Raw genomic sequence first — 19,005 nt, forward strand, 5'->3', positions numbered from 1 at the left:
CAAATAGCCGTAGAGATCGCCAACATTCGACCCGGCCCCCAAAGGTCGCCGACAACACTCAGCACCACCGACGAGATGCCGTATGCGGTGAGAAATGCGCTCATGAGCAATCCCAGCTTTGTCGGATTGAAGCCGGTGCCGATTGCTGTATAGAACTCGGGATTATTGAACAGCACGGCGACACTGATACGATCGAAGAATCCGACCAGGACCGACGAGAACAGTACCAGCACGATGATCCAGCGCACCTTGGAAGCCACCGTTCGAGACTTGATGCTTTCGGAAACCACGTTTGACATTTAATTTTCCGGTTGTGGTGAGTCTTACGTCACAGGGGGAAAGTACCGCGCATAATTATGTCCGCCAATCTAATAGTATGATTGTCGTACAATTTAGACAAGCGACCAAAAATAATCCGATGGGAATATGTCGAGAGGCTTGGGCCGAGATGTAGAACCGCGGCGGTGCAGTCGCCTGCCCTCACAGGAAAAAACGGTGTGGCTCAGCGCGTGAAGGAAAATAAACGCGTGGATGAAAAACGGCGCCCGTTGCTGGTCGCCGTTGAAAGTTGGCTAAGCGATGTCTTTCGAACTGCGCACGCTTTGCAATAACGATGAGCGCATCAGAAACGCTCTGTGACGGACCGGATCCGCCGCTGACTGCGCAAGCTCACGCAGGTTTTGCGTACGCGCGACGGGGTCCTTCTCTTCGAGCCGCTTTTTATTCGCCACCGTTTGCTGCTGGACGAACTCGATATTAAGCGTGCGTCGCCGCCGTTCGTACCGATCGAGCAACGTCGCCGACGTGGCAAAGTCGCCAACCTCGCTCAACGTATCGGCCAATTCAAGTGCATCGTGGATGCCGCAATTCAAACCGAGGCCACCGATCGGATTATTCACATGCCCGGAGTCGCCGGCCAGGAACACGCGGTGCTTGCGAAACGAGGCAGCAACCCGCTGATGCACGCGATAAAGATTGCGGTGCAACAGGGTATAAGGTTCCTCCCGCGGCAAAAGCCGGTTGAGCCGCGTTTGCGCTTCGTCTTCGGCGAGCGCCGATTCGTCGCTGAGGTCCGCATGCACCGGAAACACGGCGCGCCAACGACCGCGCTGATCGTCGCCGGCAATCTTGAACAGATTGCCCCATTGATCGGGGTCGGAGATATAGCTGCGATACGAGCAGCCAATCGCCGCCGCAAAATCAAACGACGTCGTCAAAACAAGGAAGCGCTCGGGCCAGGTGTAGCCTTCGAACTCGATCTCCAGCATCTTGCGCACCGTGCTGCGGCCGCCATCCGCGCCGATCATGTAATCGGCCGTGATCACCTCTCTGCCCTCGGCCGTCTGAAGCGTGGCACGCACCGAATCCGCGGACTGCTCCATCCCTGTCAGTGCCGTCGAAAACCGCACATCCACATCGGGACAACCGCGTAATATCGGCAGCACGATGTTGACGAGCTTATGCTGCTCGGTCTGCACGACAAACGGAAAATCCGTGTCGTCGCGCAAGGTGTTGTGATCGAAACGCGCAACCAGTTCACGTTGCGTCTGGTCCCAGAAATCGAAATATCTCGCGACCAATCCCACCTTGATGAATTCATCGATGATCCCAAGACTCGCAATCATTTCCAGCGTCGAGGGATGGGTAGTCGCGGCGCGCGGGCTGGTATCGACTTCGGCTGCGGCGTCGATCAGGGTCACCGCGAAGCCGCGTTGCACGCACGCGAGCGCGGCGACAGCACCGACCGGGCCGGCGCCGACCACGATGATTTTCTTACGCTTCGACATGCTGATCCTCAGTGTTTGGGGGTGGCGAAGTCCTGCAGGAGCGTCGTATGCGCGACGCGCACGTTCTTCTCCGATGCAGGCGTGTTGCGGCTGCGTCCGACAAAACGGGGCACGCCGTCGGTCACGACTGCAGCGACCGCCGCGATATCGCCATTGGAAAGCGCGTCGAGGGCCGTGTGCTGGGTGCCGCCTACGCACGAATCGAGAATCACGACATCCGCGTCGCGACCGGCTTCGATAAACCCGGAGTTGATGCCGTACACCCGGGCGTTGTTGCCGGTGGCCGCGCAAATGGCCGACTCGACCGGCATCTTGCCCAGGCTCGCCAGATGCGTAATCGTGTACATCATGCCCAGCGGCATGATGCCGCTGCCGGTCGGCGTGTCGGTCGCAATCAGGAAGCGATCGAACTGTTCGGCCTTGGTCGCCAGTTCGGCGATCAGCAGCAAGGTCCTGAGGTTGCCGGCGGTGCATACCTGCAAGGCGATCTCGCTCTCGTCGATGATGCGCGAGAAGTCGCGGTCGGGCATGGCGACCGGGCCGCCGTTGATATGAAAGGACACATGCGGTTGCATCGCCAGCAAATGGTCGGCCCATATTCCAGAGGAACCGGGGATCGATGAACCGCCGGTATGAACCGTGGTGATCATCCCGTGTTTTTTCGCCCAGCCTATCATCGGCGCGTAGTCGAATGGCGTGGCCACGCCGCCGAAGCCCGCCTTCGCCAGCCACACACCTTGCGACGCGATATCTTCGAAGTCCGCCTCGACCAGACCGGGCTCGAGAATGATCGAGCCCGCGAATACCCGCATCCCGCCCGGACGGTAATGTTCAAAGCAGCGCTGCGCCGCAACCGCGAGCGCCTTCACGCCTTGCGGGTCGGTGGGCCGCCCCGGCACGTGCACCTCGGATGCGCTGATTGCCGTGGTGGTGCCACCGTGCAAGTAGCTTTCCAGAAACCCGACGGTCTTTTGCCGCGGCGTGTAATCGCCGAAGGTGTTGTGGATCTGCGAATCGATCAGGCCGGGGATGGCGGTGGCGCCGTCCGCATCGATCACGACGTCGCAGTCCTTCAAGGCATCGGCGGACAGCGTGCCGACCGTGACGATCTTGCCGTGCTCCATCAGGATCGAGTCGCCGCTGGCGAACGGGTTGCGCCAGTCACCGGTGACGATGGTCTTCAGGTTAACGATGGCAGTCTTCATGGGGAACTCCGAAAGCGGGGATCGCGTGATGGGTTTAGAGGGGTTAGATCAAGGCGCGGGCTTGCGTCACTTCGTTGGCTTTCAAACCACCAACGCGGGCCGTCAGCCGCCCACGGTTGGCGACGCAGAAGATCACGGCGATTTCGTCCGGCATCGGTGCGCCAGGCAAGGTGACGCTCATGCCGTCGTAATGTGACCGCACGTAGAGCTCGTCCTTATGCGCAAGCGGCACGTCGATCGATTCGCCCGATGCGGCGCATTTGGTGAACGACGAGATCCATGCCGTGCCACCAAGTGCCGCGCGCAACGGCGTGGCAAAGACGGTGGTGAGCAACGCGTTGGCGTGTTCCTGTTCGCCGTCGGTACCGACGATGCCACCTTTGCCGTAACTTTCCACCGGGTACTCGCCCATGGCGCTGCGTGCCATTTCCGCGAGCTTGGCGCCCAGCGCCTCGCTGTCCTCGATCATGGCCGACAAGTCGGCCGCGAATCGGCCTGCGTGAGGATTCTTGACGATGGCAGCGACCGCTACCTTGCGCAACGGTGTGTCATCGAACGCGGCATGTTGTTGCAGGTGGTCTTGAACGACGGTATGGAAAGCTACGATTTGCAAAGGCATGAACACTCCAAAATTGCGCCGCGCGAAGGTCGGCAATGACTGTTTCACACACTATACTATTGTCGTACAATGTGCGCAACGCAGCTTCCTTCGTTTGATTGTGTTACAATATGATTGGAGAAGTAAATCATGGACAAAAAAGCCGTGCTGTTCTCAGAAATGACGCCAGATCAAGCTTGGGAAGCCGAGTTCAACGCTTGGTATGACGAAGAGCACATACCGATCCGCATGAAAGCGCCGGGCTTTACCGGCGCGCAGCGCTATCGCCGCGTGGATGGGCCCGACTACCTGGCCATTTACGACATGACCACGGCCGGCGCGCTCGCCACCCCCGAATATCAAACCATCAAGGGCCAGCCCAGCGAACGGACGAGCCGGATGCTGCGCGACGTACAAGGATTCACGCGCTACATCGGCGAAGAAATCGACTGTGTCGCGCGGCCCGATGCGGTTGCCGGAGAACTGGCGCCGTACGTTTATGCAGTCTTTTTCAATGTGCCCGACGCGCGCGCGCCCGAGTTCGAAGACTGGTATGCGCAGGATCACATCCCTACCCTGCTCAAATGCAAAGACTGGTTGATGGTGCGGCGCTTCCGGATTCGCGACGGGTCGCCGGAACAATGGAGCCACCTGGCCTTGCACTATCTGGCTTCGACCTCCGCTCTAGACTCGCCTGAACGCGCGGAGGCCCGGGCTTCGGCATGGCGCGATCGGCTTGCGACAGAAAGCTGGTTCAAAGGTAAATATGCAGTTTTTGCACGACATGGGGACCGTTTTGCGGGATCCCAATAAAACAGGAAGGAGACGCCAATGACCGTGGACATGAGGATTACGCCGCAGACGGTACTTGTACAGACTGCGAGTAAATTGCGCGAGGCGATCATGCAGGGGCATTTTCGTCCGGGCGAAAGACTCGTCGAAGCGGTGCTGTGCGACCGGATGGGCGTAAGCCGCACGACGGTGCGCGAAGCGTTGCGCCGGCTTGAATCGGAGCGACTGGTTACGACGGCGCCGAACAAGGGGCCCTCGGTCGCGACGATCAACCTTGAGGAAGCGGATCAGATCTACGACGTGCGCCGACTGCTGGAAGGCGAAGCCACAGCGCTCTTTGCGGCGCGGGCGACGCCGCCCGAGATAGAACAGCTCACGAAATCGCTGAAGCTGTTCGAGCGCGCGGTCAAGAATGAGGCCGCGGTTGAGCGGGTTCAGTTCACCGGTGAGTTCTACGATGTGATCCTGCGCGGCTGCGGCAACAAGATCATCTGCGAGGTGCTGGAATCGCTGTTAGCCCGCGTGAACGCGTTGCGCGCGACTTCGATGTCCAATCCGGGCCGGGCTAAAGTCAGCCTGGCGGAAATGCGCAAGATTTTGCAGGCGATCGAGCAGCACGATCCGGTTGCGGCCCGCGCTGCGGCCGAGGCGCATGTGATTGCGGCGCGCGAAGCGGTGCGCTTGCATTTGGGGAAGGTTGGTTAGGCCCCTTATTGGGTGGATTCGGTGGAATTGGCGGCCGGGAAGTGGTTAGTTGGGTCTGATTCCCGTGTCAGTGACAATCGCGTGCCGCTGTACTGGACGAACTGTGGGATAATTGACTTCTTGGGGCCGACTTGGTTTCGACGTGGGTTGCAAAGCAGCGCAGGGCATACCGAGGACCCGTCACCTCGTAAATACAACGGGAAATAAGTAACTGCAAACGACGAAACGTTCGCATTAGCCGCGTAACACCGGCTAACCTCACACTGACTTGCTGATGGGTCAGGGTCGCAAGACTAGTGAGGTCATATACGTCAGCTAATACCGGTTGGTGTCACGACGTCCGGTCCGAAAATTTAGTGAATCGCCGTAGCAGAGCGTGTTCGTCCGCGCTGATGCGGTTAAATTAAATGATAGAACTAAGTATGTAGAACTCGTTGTAGAGTACTTACGGACGCGGGTTCGATTCCCGCCGGCTCCACCAAAACAGCATCCAAAGCAGTCCAGGAAAGTCTTAAGAAACCCGCCAAGCCTAGCTTCGCGGGTTTTTTCTTGTCCAATTGTGTTTATAACCATCCAGCAGAATCCAAGGGTATCCGGAGGTACCTTCGGGGGTACCTCGGTACCTCTGCCATCTTGGTACCCCCAACTGCGGATTTGGGCATTTTAGCCTTCTTCCTAGACGAGATTATTCATGCCGCTGCCCATGCAGAAGGTCGACATCTGCGACCTCAACACGGAGTCGTTACCCTACGAGGCAGATAGCATTGATTTATTGACCTGCACCGAGGTGCATTGAGCATCTGGAGAATTTCAGACACCTGTTACGAGAAACATTTCGAGTGACGAAACCCGGCGGCTGGATCCTTTTTTCCACCCCCAACATCCTAAATCTCAGATCGCGGCTGCGGTACCTGAGTTTCGGATTTGCGAACTTGTTCGGTCCGCTGCCGGTCGGCCGTAAGGAGCGATTCTCGACGGTTGGCCACATCACTCCGATCAGCTTCTTCTACCTCGCCCATGCACTCGCCGAAAGCGGCTTCGAGGACATCGATCTGTCGATCGATAAGGTGCAAAAGAGCAGCCTATGGAAATTGCCATTGTTCTACCCGGCGATCGCCCTATTCGGCTCAATGGAGTGGCGGTGCGGGGTCCGAAAATATAGAACCATAGATCCAAGCAACCGGCGTTACGTCGCGGTACAAAATCACCTGCGGGTGCTTCTGGGCCGGACGATTATCGTGAGCGCTCGAAAGCCAGATAATTTGCCGGGTCGGGCTCGCAGTACGTGATTGTCACACTGGGCGTGACCTTGTTGCGCATCGATAATCTGAGCCTGTTACAGGATCTCGCGGCCGTGGCGGATCTCCTATAATCACACGCACGCGCCTTGTCCGGGCGCGCAGGGCGCGTGAGGGGCAAAGCCCGCAAGATAAGGGAGAAGCCCAAAGAGATCCAGCTACAATCCGGCCTTGAAACACTCGATGAAATATTCCGCCGCCTCGGTTTGAATATACGGTTGCCTCTGAAATACTCCCACCTGTCTCATTGGAAGCGTCTCACGAATTTTTATTTGGACGAGGTTGTATCGCTCGAATTGAATATCTGCAAATCGCTTCGAAAATACCCCGATAAGATCCATTTTTCCAAAAAATTCCATTGCCGCAGCATAAGAATGGCAACGAATCGGCCTATTGGGCACCTTCAGACCAAATTTAGCGAAATCATGCTCAAGGGATAATTCGTCCAGGTTAGTGCTTTCAAATGGTATTAACCAGTCAACTCCCATCAATTCACTGATAGATTGTGAACTCGCAAGAGGATGATTTGGCCCTGTCCCAAGAATTAAAGGTATATCGATCTCAGCCAGTCTCTCGATCTCGTCAGGGAGCGGATAAAAATAGGGCGCAGTCAGTGCTATTGCAAAATCGAATTCCCCTTCTACCAGCCCGTCAATTAACGCAGCTCTACCCGATATTTCGCCTATCCTTACTTGTACGTTTGGCATCTTCTCGCGAAAGCGCAGCAACACGTCAGGAAGAACTGTAGAGGAAATGGTGGAAGAAATAGCGATAGAAACCGCCCCCCCCTTTTCGCTCCGCAAGCGCGCCATTTCTTCGCCCACTCGATCCATGTCTGCCAGAATTGCACGACCTCGACGGTGCAATAAAGCGCCAAGTGTCGTGATTTCCACACCCTTAGTCTTGCGTATTAACAGTGATCCGCCGTAAATCGTTTCGAGTTCGCGTATAGCCATGGAAACAGCCGGTTGAGAAATACCGAGCACGGATGCGGCCCGGTGAATGCTTTTTGACTCAACAACAGCAACGAACAGGCGGAGCTGTTTAATTTTCATCATCTCGTTGTGCATTTCGCGCAAGCCTTAAATTTTACCCAACTTCAACGCAATACTAAGAAGCCTAATCACGCTTCGGTTTGACGGACTGCAAATTACAGGAATCCTCAACATAACAAGTACTTTGGCGTATCGGGACTTTAAAATTCGGCGCTGGTGTAATAGGAAAATCGAGGTTGCTGAGCGGCCATATATAGCGCTCCGCCAGCCTATCCATCTCTAGATCTGGTGTGCAGGTTGCGGCCAAATCTCTATTTTCACCGGAGTCAGTCAAGCAATTACCGAGGACAGCGCCGGTCACGGCGTCCAGATCCCATGCGACCTGTTCCAGGACCGGAGCCCACTGACCATGTTTCTGTTGCCGATACAGACGAATGGAGGGATACCACGGACTATCGCTGCGCTCGGTCATCCAGACCCAATGTGGGTTCACATCCAGTAATACCCATGTCGGCACACCGAGTGAACCGGCCAGATGTGCCGCCGACGTACACACAGTAATCACCAGATCCATGCTCTGGAGCAAGGCGGCCGTGTCGTCGAACGAGCTCAATTCACCACAATGATCGATCACGCGTAAGCCCTCGTCGCACATGGCTTGCACGTCACTTCCTCCGTCGAGCTGCACGCTGACAAAATCGATGGATTGGAAATGATTGAACGTTCTCGCATAGGCAAGGGGATCAACTGCGCGTAACGGATTGCGCTGGTGCGTCCGGCTGCCGCTCCACACCAGCCCGACCCGGAACCGGCCCGAGCGCGCTGGCGAACTTACACGCCACGCGTCGACTTTCGCGTCGTCAGCTTTCAGATACGCTTGGGCTACCGGAAGTTGGTCCAGTGTCACGTTCAACATCAACGGCAGGCTCGCCAGAGGCAGGTGAAAATCGGGCGGGGGATATGGCGGAGCCTGGTCATGGGATACGATCGTATCCACGTCTCCACCCAAACTACGTCTCACCAGCGTGCACAGGCCCGAGTAACAGCAGAAGACAAGCTTGCCGCCCTCGCGCCGAACACGCTCGGCGATTGACGGCAAAAATCTCACGAACTGTATGACATCGCCGTAGCCCTGCTCGCTCCAGACAAAAAGTGTCTTGCCTGCCAGGGACTGGCCTTGCCACCGTGGCGCAGGTATATTCGGCAATGAGTTGCGTAACTCGGGAGAACCGTCCCACCGCGCTTCATGGCTCGACCAACCCGCGGCATAGTCACCGCGAAGCAGTTGCAGCATCGCGAGCGACCACAACATGGGAGCATTGCCAGGCTCGAGGGTCAACCCGCGCTGGACGAGAGCAAGAGCGCGGTCCCACTCCTGTAGTTCCTTGTGAACGTTCGAGCCTATTTGCAGCGCAACCAGATAGTTGGGTGCGAGCGCACAGGCGCGCTCCACAGCCACCTGCGCGGCAGCAGGATCCATGCCGCGCAGCAGGACAATAGCGAGATTGGTCCATGCAAACGCGTTGGCCGGTTCTTCGCGAAGTGCCTGCTCCAGCAACAATTTCGCTTGAGCATGCGCCCCTGTCTCGATATAGGACGCGGCCATATTGTTACGCAGCATAGGGACTGTTGCATCGAGCTGTAGCGCGCGGTCATAAGCGGACAGTGCCAGATCGTGTTGATTCTGCAACTGGTACGTCAATCCCAGAACGAACCACCCATGCGCGCTCGCCGGTACACATTCGCAATATGCCAAGACGACAGACTGCGCCACTTCGAACCGCTTAAGACGACACAATAGGTCGACCCAGTCCAGCACCCACCGCTCACCAATAGCCTCGTCACCATAGGCGCGTTCATACCAGGCATGCGCGACTTCATCAGGTTCGCCAAAATCCAGCGCGATACGCGCGAGCTCAACTTGCACAGCACTGTCGCAGGGAGAATCCAGCAGCCTTTGCTCAAGCGAGACACGGGCTTCGAGGTGACGACCCCGTAAACGCAGGAGCCGGGCTCTAGCGACCAGCACGCCAGAATGGCCGGATTGCCCGAGCTCGCCCGCATTCAACAGACGCCACGCTCCGATCAAATCTCCCTGCACGGTCAACTCATCGATCCGTGCAAGGCTCACCGCTATCGAATCGCTCATGAGGTCAGATCCCCCCACTACCACTGGTAACCGACCCCTGCGCCGTACACAGTGCCTGCGTCGGTCACGCTGACACCCCCCTTCACCTTCATGTTTTGGGCAACTCGCGCCGTAAACCCGATCGCCACCGCCGAGTAACCTTGATAGCTCCCCATACCAATCCCGACCGAGAGGGTCTTGCCTTGATCAACCTCAGGAATCATGGTCAACGCAGTAGCGGCGGCGATACCGGAGTAGGCGGTACGCGCGACTGAGTTCACAGAATCCTGCACGCTGTTCAACTGCGACATATTGACCGCATCGGTCGGATTTACGCCTGGCGCCACGTTGGTGATGGTGCGCTCATTGCCCGGCGAGCCCACCGATACCGAGTTCGCCTCGCTTGCTACCGAGCCCGCGCCGAGCGCCACTGAATTCGCCCCCGACGCTACCGCGTTGGCGCCCACCGCCGACGAACCGGACCCGGTTGCCTGGGAGCCCGAACCCACCGCGACGCCGTTGCTCGAACTCGCCGTCGAATTGCCGCCAATCGCAACCGACTCCGTGCCCGTAGCGCTCGCCGCGCTGCCCGTCGAATTCACGGCTACGTACTTCGAATTCGCTGCCGCCGCCGACGACGACGCCGCCGCCGACGACCCGCCCGTCGTCGTCGTGGTTTGCGACATCTGCGTGACTTGGCCGCCGAGCGTGCCGATTTGCGTTTCGAGCGCAAACAATTGGCTGCCGTTGACCGCATCAGTACTGGTCGCGGTAATGGCGCCTGCGGCGATATTCGTGAGCGCGACCGCAGAGGCTGCACCAACGCCGCCGAGCGTCACACTCGTATGCGAGTTGCTGTCGTACATCACGGCATCGCTTGCCACAACCTGCAACTGGCTTACGGTGACCGCGTCTTGCGGCGCGGAGCCGTCGGCCACGTTGGTGATCCGGCGCAACGCGGTGGGGCTGCCCACCGATACCACGGAAAGCGGCGCGGCAGCGCTCGTCAGATAGCCCGTGCCCGTCGGCGCAGCCAGCCCGGTGACGCTGCCCGCGCCAATCGCCACGCTGTTAGCGTAGCTGGCGCTGCTGCCCGCGCCGAACGCAATAGCGTTTGTGGCAGTGGCCACAGCGGCCTGCCCGAGCGCAATAGAAGCAGTCCCGGTGGCATTGGATTGCGCCCCCACCGCGATAGCGGCCAGCGAACCAGCCGAAGCCGATGACCCAACCGCTACTGAGTTTGTGGCAGTCGCCACAGCGATCTGCCCGAGCGCAATAGAAGCAGTCCCGGTGGCATTGGATTGCGCCCCCACCGCGACTGCGGCCACCGAACCAATCCCAGTCGAAGCCGATGACCCAACCGCTACTGAGTTACCTCCTGACGCGGTCGCGAAGGCACCAAAGGCCGAGGAGTTGACTAGACCGCCAGCGCTAGCGCTCGTGCCGATCGCGACTCCGTTTACTGCTGTTGCGACGCTCGCGGATGTGCCAATGGCGATGGACGAGCCGACCCCGACCTTAGCGGCCGTGCCAATCGCGGTTGCATCAGTCCCTTGTGCCGTGGCCGACGTTCCTATTGCAATACCACGCGCGACGGTGGCGGTACCGGTGGTGGTAGCACCCGTGCCAATCGCGGTTGCGTTAGTCCCAAATGCCGAGGACGATGATCCTAGTGCAATACTACCCGCGCTGGAGGCGGTACCGCCATCTGGGAAGTACTGCGCATACGCGGCGTGACCGTGCACTAAAGACACCACCGCCAGCGTGACAGGACCAAGCAACCTCGCTTTTCCCGGTTTTCCTCGCGCGGAAGCCAATTCCGATATGGCAACCCACGCGCCTAAGGCCTGGTTCCAAATAGATCGATATGCTCTGTTCATACGTTTTCACCTAAACAAAAATACTCAGATTTAAGACAGAAGGGAAAACATGCGAGCAGTTTTCCTAATTAGCACTCCTGTGCACATAAAATTTGAACATCAGAATAAATGCTCACTACCTAACCTCGATGGCCTCACGAAACCGAAACGGGACATCCGAGTTGCTGCAAGCGTCGCGCGAACGCCCACACCCTCGACGCATCAACCGAAGCTGCATTTGAAATCACCACAACGAGTCGATGCGCAACGTTCGGCGTGTCGGGTAGCGAAAGAAAAACCGCCTCCCATGACACGTCGACCACCGCACTCAATGCCGACACATTCACTTCCACCACCAGGTCCGGCTGCTCACCAAGCAAAGCCACAACGCGCCGGAATACATGACGATCCAGCAGTCGAATCAGCCCGCACTCCTCCAGAGCGGGAACGAATTCCCGCGCCGACATCTCACGCGTGTCGCGGCCCGGACACGCGACCAGACATTCGTGATATCGGACCGCATTACGATTTACCCATCGATATGTAGGCCGGAGCGTAATCTCAATACCACCGCTTCTTAGTGCACCCCACACGAGATCACACACGTCCAAGTTGTTCATTACATTCTGCGAAAATCAAAGACAAAGAACATCAAAAAGCGCTTTCGTCGAATTCGATAGATGTGGGTATCGATGGCCCTCGATACGATCTCGTGCTCTTGCGGGAACACGCCCAATATCTATCTATAAAATAGCAGTACTAATTTTATTCAATATGGAAACGGAAAAATTTCGCAAGACGGCCTGCCAAAGTAGTAGCCCTGCACCCATTCAATGCCCGCGCCACGAACTAGCGAGAGATCGCCTTCATTTTCGACTCCCTCGACGACGATGCAATCGACGAACTTCAATGCCGACGCAACAATCGCATCGAATCGACACAATGCATCCACGCTGCGCCCAACCCTGTCGATGAATGAGGCATCGATTTTGACGATATCGACTTCCTCCAATGCCGTTGCTGCCTGCAATGAATATCCCGCGCCAAAATCGTCCACCGCGACACGACATCCCATTTGCCGCAGGCGTCTCGCGAACACCCACGCCCCCGCAGGATCGACGGGAGCCGTTTCTGTAATCTCAACAACGAGTCGGCGAGCGATGTCCGGCGTATCAGACAGTCTAAGAAACACAGGGTCCCATAGCGCATCGCCAACCGCGCTCAATGCTGAGACATTTACGCCCAACGTAAGGTCAGGGTGCTCGCCGAGCAAAGCCACAGCGCGCTGAAATACCTGAACATCGAAAAGGCGGATTTCCCCGCTCCGTTCCAGATCCGGGATAAATTCAACGGGCGATATCACACGTGAATTTTCATCCATGCACCTGACCAGACATTCGTAATACAAGACGGCGCTGCGATCGGCCGAATGACATATAGGCTGAAACGCGAACTCGACCCTGCCCTCCCTTACAGCACTCCACACAAGCTCAGACACACTCCAACCTTTCCCGACGAATCGCGATAATTAATGTTGCCTGCGGCTCACACGAGTACTAACGAGCCATTGCCGCCATGATAATGTTTTTGAGACCGCCCGAAAATGATAAGAATTTCGAGCGTGCCATAAGAAAATATTATTCGTTAGCAACGGTCAGGACGTTGGACCTCACTCACTGGCAGCGCGAAGCTTGCCGCAAGCGCGGCATTTCTGCAGGGATGTTTTATCGATAGCGTCGCCGATACGACGGTGTGACCGTGTCAGAACCACAGCAGCGACCGCAATTGCAGAAGGCATAACCCGACACTTCGGGTCGAGCCTGAACAATTAGGAGAGCCTCGGGCGACGGAGCTTTGAGGCCGGAATGGTGTTGTGAGATTTACAAGAGATCATCCAGCCGCGGACCGCACATCGGTGGCGGCTGGATAAGAGTGCAGCCCAAAGAGACCCAGCTACAAGGCAGCCCTGAAACACTCGATAAAATATTCCGCGGCCTCGGTTTGAATATACGGCTGCCTCTGAAATAGTCCCGCATGTATCATTGGAAGAGTCTCACGAATTTCTATCTTGGCAAGGTTGTATCGCTTGAATTGAATATCTGCGAATCGCTTTGAAAATACCCCGATAAGATCCATTTTTTCAAAAATTTCCATTGCCGCAGAAAAAGAATGGCAACGTATCGGTCTATTGGGTATCTTTAAGCCAAATTTAGAAAAATCATTTTCAAGGGATAATTCCAGTTGATTGGTGTTTTCAAACGGAATCAGCCAATCAACGTCCATCAATTCGGTGATCGATTTTGAATTCACAAGCGGATGATTGCTCCGTGCTCCAAGAATTAGAGGTATATCTATTTCTGCCAATCTCTCGATGTCGTCAGGAAGCGGATAAAAATAAGGCGCGGTAAGTACCATTGCAAAATCGAATTCCCCTCCTACCAGTCCATCAATTAGAACATCTCTCCCCCAGATCTCACTTATCCTCACCTGTACGTTTGGCATCTTCTCGCGAAACCGCAGCAACACGTCAGGAAGAACTGTACAGGCAATGACGGAAGACACAGCGATAGAAACCACGCCTCCCCTTTCACTCTGCAGGCGCGCCATTTCTTCGCCCACTCGATCCAGGTCTGCCAGAATTGCACGACCTCGACGGTGCAATAAAGCGCCTAGTGTCGTGACTTCCACACCCTTCGTCTTGCGTATCAACAGTGATCCACCGTAAATCGTTTCGAGTTCGCGTATGGCCATGGAAACAGCCGGTTGAGAAATACCGAGCACGGATGCGGCCCGGTGAATACTCTTTGATTCAACAACAGCAACGAACAGACGAAGCTGTTTAATTTTTATTGTGTCGTTATACATGTCACGCGAGCCTTATATTTTTAGCCATACTTCGACGCAATACTGACGGACTGCAAATTGCAGGAGCCCTCAACATAACAAGTTATTTGGAGTACCAAACCTATAAAGTTCTATAGCAGTTAAATGTTTTTTCACGAACTCAAAGACATATTCTGGATTCGATGGCACCGACTTTATGGCCATCAGATGCGTCGCGCAGTGTGTAACCGCCCGGCGGCGAGCTCCAGTAGCCGATAACATGCGGCGAACACCTGGGTCATGTGCCCAGCTTTGTAAGCGAAGACATCTGTGGGATCCATACGATGGATCAACATTGCACTTGTCACTTCGAAAATCAGTAAGCGGCCATCCGGTGTCTCGGCGCAATCCAGTCCCCAGTAATCCAAGCCGATACGCTGCTGGATTGTCCCAAGTGCCAACGCGTGTCGTTGTGCAAAATCGCGTTCGAATAAGGTCATCACTGACGCCTCCTCGGCACGCCGCGATGCCTGGGCGATCATCTCTTCGTAAGGGTAGTGAACCATCCAATGTTCTGAAATACCCATATGGCACAGATACGGCTTCCCATCGATTAGAACCAACCTGAACTTGCGAAACAGGCCGTCTTTCGATGCATAGTCGATAAATGGCGAGAGAAAGAACGTCGCTGCGCTTTGTTCCTCGAGGTAACTGTTCACATGTTCAGCGCATTCGATTTTGACCAAGCCGCTTCCCGCATGCGAGCCTACCGGCCGCGCGATCAACGGAAATTGCATGCCAGCCAACAGCGCTGTCGGCAGCACCACCCCAGCCGCCAGTTGCTCCAGCGCAATGCGGCTCACGCGTACGGTTTTCGGCATCATGACGCCTGGTGCATCGCTTAGCGTCATACAGGAAACATCGCGCGATAGACGAGCAATCAGTGCGGGTTGGTTCAGCACCGGACGGGGCCAATGTGCAAGCAACGTACCGAGTTCCTCCAGCAAAACTCGATTCGCATCGGATTCGGCGACCACGACCCATAGCACGTCATGGTCGGGCAATACCGCAGGCAGCGGTAAGCCGGCATCGACATAGAGCACGTCGACGATCAGGTCATAGTCATCGAGCAGCAATTCAAACGGCGTGTTGCACATGAGGTCGCCGGCAGCCTTGAGCACCAGTAAGTGCAAGGCATCGGCACTCCACGATTCGGCCACGCGATAGAGTCGCTGCTCGTTGAGCGCCATGGCTTGCGCTTTCAACGCCGTATCGCGTTGAAATTCCAGCTGCAGCACATTCGATAGATCAAGCAAAGCATGCGGGTCGCCACGCTGTCTCACTCGTTCGATCAGCGCCTCCCCAAGAGCCGCGACCCCGTGTCCCGAAAACGCTTTGCTCCATAGCGAAGAGAGACCGGTACCCGACACATCGCTGACGTGAGCGGTAAAAGCAGGGTCCAGGAGAGGGAGCTCGGAATTGTCCATATTGCAAAATGGGTTAGGACTTTGTCGGAGCATCTCAGACCCCCGCAACGAGTATTTCGATGGAACGGCCCATAGAAAAGGCTAGCGAACTCCGCGCCATCAGCCTGCATTCCGCTTACGGTCAAAAGCGATGGTAGCAGCAGATGAAAGCATTCAATCGAGGCGTGACGACGCGAAAAATTACGCATCGTTAATTGGTACAACGAGGCTTGGAAATGCCACGTCATGTCGATCTGCCTGAGGACGTTATAGCGCCTCAGGCGCCGCCGGATTCGTCACTGTCTGGTCTCGCACGCCGCGTCATTGCGCATAATTTTCGGTAACTCTGGGCACGCCCCATGTAATGCCATTCGTCCGCCGCGCGTCTAAGCTGCGTGAAAATCTCGTAGTCACTTTTCTTATGCGTGGCGTTTCTGCGCTTGTTGCGATCGCTACAGAAAGCCGTTCGAATACTTGCGGCGAACCGGTTGAATCCGCCACCGCTGATTTATGGGTGGAATACCTCAGCACATACCGGCAAATTTGACGGCACTCGCTCACGTTCGGCGAACTTGTCGAAAAGGTACCGTCAAATTCCGTAAAAAATGCACAAACTCAAAGACATACCGTGTAAGAAGGCTAGGCGTGATCGCAAAAGAGTGTTTCAGACCTCTATCACGCTGCTAGCGCATTTCTGCCCGGAGCTCACGAACGCCGCGGCCTAGCCTACGACGCAATAGCGCGCGTAACGTTGCGGAGTCGGCGTAACCGACTTCGCGCGCAACGGTCTCAAGGTCACAGCCCTGCGTGACGAGCTGTTGCGCGCGCTGGACTCGTAAGTCCTGGAAAAACGCCAATGGCGACTTGCCGAGAACCATCTGGGTACGCCGCTGCAATGTGCGCGTGTGTACCGACAGCGCGCTGGCGGCTTTCTGGAGGGAAAATCCTTCAGCCAGGTGCTCGCGTGCCCATCGGTCAAATCGCATGGTCAACGGATCGGCGTGCGCAATGTGGTCGGGGATGATGTACCGCGCCTGCGACGTCCGGTTGTCGATCAGCATCAAGCGAGCGACGAGCGTCGCCAGCTCGGGACTCGCGTGTCGTACCAACCATAGTGCAAGATCTAGGTGGCCCATCATCGCGCCTGCGGTAACGATCTGTCCCGATGCAAGAACAATTTGGGAATCGTCGAGACGCACCGCTGGGTAGCGCTGACGAAACAGCGGTGCCAATGGCCAACTGGTGGTCGCCTCGCGTTGATCCAACAAGCCAGTCTCGGCGAGTAAGAAGGTGCCGATGCAGGCAGCCGCCATACCGCTGCCTTCCGCGTGGCTTAGGCGCAGGAACTCGACAGCCTCGCGCACGTCACGGCGCCCCAACGCCCCAACTAGCTGATCCGGGTCTTTCGCATTGAGCGCCGGCACAACGACCCAGTCTGACCGGCGAACCGAGCCGATTGATTCGACCGTAGTTGAAAAGCCCAACGCAGTGCGAATACGCCGACGAACGCCGACGAGGCTAACGTCAAACGGTGCCGAGGCAAAACCTTGCGCTGCCGCTAGCTCATTTGCCATCGCGAAAGTGTCGAGCAATACAGTCAGGCCGGTATCGAACACACCGTCCAGCGCCAAAATTGTCAGTCTCATGTCGCAAATTATGCCAAAAATGTCATTTACGACTATAGCCCGGGGACCTTGCGGCGTCTAGACTAAGAAGCTCTTTCACCACTCCATGTTCCCAATGAAGCTTACGCCCGAACTCTATTTTCTGACGCTCGTCGCCACTGCAACCGCACTCATGTGGATTCCCTATACGCTCGCGCGCATTGCAACACGAGGCGTGATGGGAGCGATGGCCAATCCTGATCCATCGTTGCCACCCGAACCCGCATGGGCGCAGCGCGCGAAGCTTGCGCATGCGAATGCGATTGAGAACCTCGCGGTATTCGCGCCTCTGGTACTCGTTGCGACGGCCATTGGGATCAGCACGCCTGCCACCGTGTTCGCTGCGAAGCTCTACCTGTTTGCGCGGCTCGTTCATTACGTCGTCTATGCCGCGGGCATTCCCGTCGTACGCACGCTTGCTTTCGTCGTCGGCGCCGGCGCGACGCTGGTACTCGCCGCGACTATCCTCGCAAGCGCAACCTGATCGTGCACCGTCGTCCAGTCTTCCCCCGCATCTGCCCTATCAACCTGATAAACGAGACCCATCATGAATACAAAACCTAGCTCCATTCTCGGTACGATTGGCAATACCTCTTTGCTTCAGCTGCGCAATGTTGTTCCCAGCAACGGCGCACGGATTTTCTTGAAGCTCGAAAGCCAAAACCCGACCGGCAGCATGAAGGACCGTATCGCGCTCGCGATGATTGAGACGCCCGAACGCGACGGCAGACTTAAGCCGGGTGGCGCAGTCGTCGAATACACGGGCGGCAGCACGGGCGTGTCGCTCGCGCTCGTGTGCGCGGTGAAGAATCACCCGCTGCATCTGGTCTCGTCCGATGCGTTTTCGAAGGAAAAACTCGATCACATGCGTCTGTTGGGTGCGAAGCTGACGCTCGTCCCTAGCGACAACGGCAAGCAGACCGAGAAGCTGACGAAAGACATGATTCGTGCAGCGCATCAGATCGCCCATGATTTGGGTGCATACATCACCGCTCAGATGGAAAACACAGACCAGCTACAGGCTTACACGAAGATGGCCGACGAGATTTTGGATCAGGCCGACGGCCGTATCGACGGTTTCGTGCAGAGCGTTGGCACGGCTGCGTCGCTGCGCGGTATCTCGCAGCGCCTGCGCGAGCACGACGCACGCATTCGCGTTGTTGGGGTCGAGCCTGTAGAGTCGGCGGTATTGTCGGGCGGTCCTACCGGTGCGCACAAGATCGATGGCATCGGTGCGGGCTACGTCGTGCCGCTGTGGCACGACCGGATCGCCGACGAACTCGAGCGTGTCTCGACTGGGGACGCCAGGGCGATGGCGTTCCGGCTGGCAGCCGAAGAGGGCCTCTTCTGCGGCACGTCCACCGGCGCAAACGTGACCGGTGCATTGCGGCTCGCCGAGCGCCTCGGTCCTGACGCAACGATCGTCACCATTATGTGCGATACCGGCATGAAGTACCTAAAGTCGTTTGCGCAAACATTGGATCATTGATGAAGTGTGGGCACGGGCTCGCACAAGGTCGACCGCGTGCTGGAGACCGGCGGCACCATGAGGCAGATATCGCGAAAGTCCAGGAATGGTTCGGGCACGCAAACATCGCAACAACCAGACTGTACGACCGGCGGTTTAGCCGGCCCGAACAATCACCGACGTTCAAGATAGTCTACTAATCGGCGCTAGTTTGCCC

The 19,005-nt window shown here is 56.8% G+C and carries 16 protein-coding genes, 1 other RNA gene and 2 pseudogenes; 6 read left to right on the top strand and 13 right to left on the bottom strand.

What is annotated here, in order from left to right; all coding sequences use genetic code 11:
* The 4 genes and pseudogenes from GSQ77_RS03690 to GSQ77_RS03705 form a co-directional block, all read right to left on the bottom strand.
* Positions 1–299 (bottom strand): annotated as a pseudogene (locus GSQ77_RS03690) (hypothetical protein); the annotation flags it as partial.
* Between the two features lie 273 nt (positions 300–572).
* Positions 573–1,787 (bottom strand): NAD(P)/FAD-dependent oxidoreductase, encoded by a 1,215-nt coding sequence (locus tag GSQ77_RS03695; RefSeq protein ID WP_158899172.1) that lies wholly within the window; start codon positions 1,785–1,787, stop codon positions 573–575.
* An 8-nt stretch (positions 1,788–1,795) separates the two neighbouring features.
* Positions 1,796–2,992: an amidohydrolase family protein gene (locus GSQ77_RS03700; protein WP_158899174.1), complete on the bottom strand. Its 1,197-nt coding sequence runs from the start codon at positions 2,990–2,992 to the stop codon at positions 1,796–1,798.
* Positions 2,993–3,035: 43 nt separating this feature from the next.
* A complete protein-coding gene (locus GSQ77_RS03705; protein ID WP_158899176.1) occupies positions 3,036–3,611 on the bottom strand; it encodes an amino acid synthesis family protein in 576 nt (191 codons plus the stop codon).
* A gap of 129 nt (positions 3,612–3,740) precedes the next feature.
* On the opposite strand from GSQ77_RS03705, the gene GSQ77_RS03710 reads away from it, so the two are divergent.
* From GSQ77_RS03710 to GSQ77_RS03725, 4 genes are all read left to right on the top strand, one after another.
* Positions 3,741–4,403: a DUF4286 family protein gene (locus GSQ77_RS03710; RefSeq protein WP_158899178.1), complete on the top strand. Its 663-nt coding sequence runs from the start codon at positions 3,741–3,743 to the stop codon at positions 4,401–4,403.
* 18 nt (positions 4,404–4,421) lie between these two features.
* On the top strand, positions 4,422–5,087 hold the full coding sequence (locus GSQ77_RS03715) for a GntR family transcriptional regulator (protein WP_158899180.1): 666 nt from the start codon (positions 4,422–4,424) through the stop codon (positions 5,085–5,087).
* Between the two features lie 122 nt (positions 5,088–5,209).
* Positions 5,210–5,568, top strand: a transfer-messenger RNA (tmRNA) gene (ssrA, locus tag GSQ77_RS03720).
* Between the two features lie 319 nt (positions 5,569–5,887).
* The gene (locus tag GSQ77_RS03725; protein WP_301951137.1) at positions 5,888–6,376 is read left to right on the top strand and encodes a hypothetical protein; all 489 of its coding nucleotides are present in this window, start codon (positions 5,888–5,890) and stop codon (positions 6,374–6,376) included.
* A gap of 167 nt (positions 6,377–6,543) precedes the next feature.
* Here the strand turns inward: GSQ77_RS03725 and GSQ77_RS03730 are convergent, their stop codons facing one another.
* From GSQ77_RS03730 to GSQ77_RS03765, 9 genes and pseudogenes are all read right to left on the bottom strand, one after another.
* The gene (locus tag GSQ77_RS03730; RefSeq protein WP_216854844.1) at positions 6,544–7,455 is read right to left on the bottom strand and encodes a LysR family transcriptional regulator; all 912 of its coding nucleotides are present in this window, start codon (positions 7,453–7,455) and stop codon (positions 6,544–6,546) included.
* Between the two features lie 49 nt (positions 7,456–7,504).
* The gene (locus GSQ77_RS03735; protein ID WP_158899184.1) at positions 7,505–9,529 is read right to left on the bottom strand and encodes a hypothetical protein; all 2,025 of its coding nucleotides are present in this window, start codon (positions 9,527–9,529) and stop codon (positions 7,505–7,507) included.
* A gap of 17 nt (positions 9,530–9,546) precedes the next feature.
* Complete coding sequence (locus GSQ77_RS03740) at positions 9,547–10,836, bottom strand: YadA-like family protein (RefSeq protein ID WP_254067423.1); 1,290 nt, start codon at positions 10,834–10,836, stop codon at positions 9,547–9,549.
* 24 nt (positions 10,837–10,860) lie between these two features.
* A pseudogene (locus GSQ77_RS29885) lies at positions 10,861–11,388 on the bottom strand (ESPR-type extended signal peptide-containing protein); the annotation flags it as partial.
* Between the two features lie 134 nt (positions 11,389–11,522).
* Positions 11,523–11,987, bottom strand: coding sequence for an EAL domain-containing protein (locus GSQ77_RS03745; protein WP_158899188.1), 465 nt, complete (start codon positions 11,985–11,987; stop codon positions 11,523–11,525).
* Positions 11,988–12,136: 149 nt separating this feature from the next.
* Positions 12,137–12,865: an EAL domain-containing protein gene (locus GSQ77_RS03750; protein ID WP_158899190.1), complete on the bottom strand. Its 729-nt coding sequence runs from the start codon at positions 12,863–12,865 to the stop codon at positions 12,137–12,139.
* Between the two features lie 455 nt (positions 12,866–13,320).
* Positions 13,321–14,232 carry a LysR substrate-binding domain-containing protein gene (locus GSQ77_RS03755; RefSeq protein WP_158899192.1) on the bottom strand — a complete coding sequence of 304 codons (912 nt, stop codon included), beginning with the start codon at positions 14,230–14,232 and terminating at the stop codon, positions 13,321–13,323.
* A 182-nt stretch (positions 14,233–14,414) separates the two neighbouring features.
* Complete coding sequence (locus GSQ77_RS03760) at positions 14,415–15,677, bottom strand: RimK family alpha-L-glutamate ligase (RefSeq protein ID WP_158899194.1); 1,263 nt, start codon at positions 15,675–15,677, stop codon at positions 14,415–14,417.
* A gap of 662 nt (positions 15,678–16,339) precedes the next feature.
* Positions 16,340–17,302, bottom strand: coding sequence for a GlxA family transcriptional regulator (locus GSQ77_RS03765; RefSeq protein ID WP_158899196.1), 963 nt, complete (start codon positions 17,300–17,302; stop codon positions 16,340–16,342).
* An 85-nt stretch (positions 17,303–17,387) separates the two neighbouring features.
* Here GSQ77_RS03765 and GSQ77_RS03770 point away from each other — a divergent pair, with 85 nt between their 5' ends.
* Both GSQ77_RS03770 and GSQ77_RS03775 read left to right on the top strand, forming a co-directional pair.
* Positions 17,388–17,804, top strand: a complete 417-nt coding sequence (locus tag GSQ77_RS03770) for an MAPEG family protein (protein ID WP_254067424.1) — start codon at positions 17,388–17,390, stop codon at positions 17,802–17,804.
* 63 nt (positions 17,805–17,867) lie between these two features.
* The gene (locus tag GSQ77_RS03775; protein ID WP_158899200.1) at positions 17,868–18,809 is read left to right on the top strand and encodes a PLP-dependent cysteine synthase family protein; all 942 of its coding nucleotides are present in this window, start codon (positions 17,868–17,870) and stop codon (positions 18,807–18,809) included.
* Positions 18,810–19,005: the final 196 nt, after the last annotated feature.

The sequence above is a fragment of the Burkholderia sp. L27(2015) genome (assembly GCF_009765705.1).
GTDB lineage: Bacteria > Pseudomonadota > Gammaproteobacteria > Burkholderiales > Burkholderiaceae > LMUX01.

Coding starts and splice junctions, on each gene's coding strand:
- GSQ77_RS03695 (WP_158899172.1), bottom strand. CDS start 1,787: ATGTCGAAGCGTAAGAAAATCATCGTGGTCGGCGCCGGCCCGGTCGGT.
- GSQ77_RS03700 (WP_158899174.1), bottom strand. CDS start 2,992: ATGAAGACTGCCATCGTTAACCTGAAGACCATCGTCACCGGTGACTGG.
- GSQ77_RS03705 (WP_158899176.1), bottom strand. CDS start 3,611: ATGCCTTTGCAAATCGTAGCTTTCCATACCGTCGTTCAAGACCACCTG.
- GSQ77_RS03710 (WP_158899178.1), top strand. CDS start 3,741: ATGGACAAAAAAGCCGTGCTGTTCTCAGAAATGACGCCAGATCAAGCT.
- GSQ77_RS03715 (WP_158899180.1), top strand. CDS start 4,422: ATGACCGTGGACATGAGGATTACGCCGCAGACGGTACTTGTACAGACT.
- GSQ77_RS03730 (WP_216854844.1), bottom strand. CDS start 7,455: ATGCACAACGAGATGATGAAAATTAAACAGCTCCGCCTGTTCGTTGCT.
- GSQ77_RS03735 (WP_158899184.1), bottom strand. CDS start 9,529: ATGAGCGATTCGATAGCGGTGAGCCTTGCACGGATCGATGAGTTGACC.
- GSQ77_RS03745 (WP_158899188.1), bottom strand. CDS start 11,987: ATGAACAACTTGGACGTGTGTGATCTCGTGTGGGGTGCACTAAGAAGC.
- GSQ77_RS03755 (WP_158899192.1), bottom strand. CDS start 14,232: ATGTATAACGACACAATAAAAATTAAACAGCTTCGTCTGTTCGTTGCT.
- GSQ77_RS03760 (WP_158899194.1), bottom strand. CDS start 15,677: ATGGACAATTCCGAGCTCCCTCTCCTGGACCCTGCTTTTACCGCTCAC.
- GSQ77_RS03765 (WP_158899196.1), bottom strand. CDS start 17,302: ATGAGACTGACAATTTTGGCGCTGGACGGTGTGTTCGATACCGGCCTG.
- GSQ77_RS03770 (WP_254067424.1), top strand. CDS start 17,388: ATGTTCCCAATGAAGCTTACGCCCGAACTCTATTTTCTGACGCTCGTC.
- GSQ77_RS03775 (WP_158899200.1), top strand. CDS start 17,868: ATGAATACAAAACCTAGCTCCATTCTCGGTACGATTGGCAATACCTCT.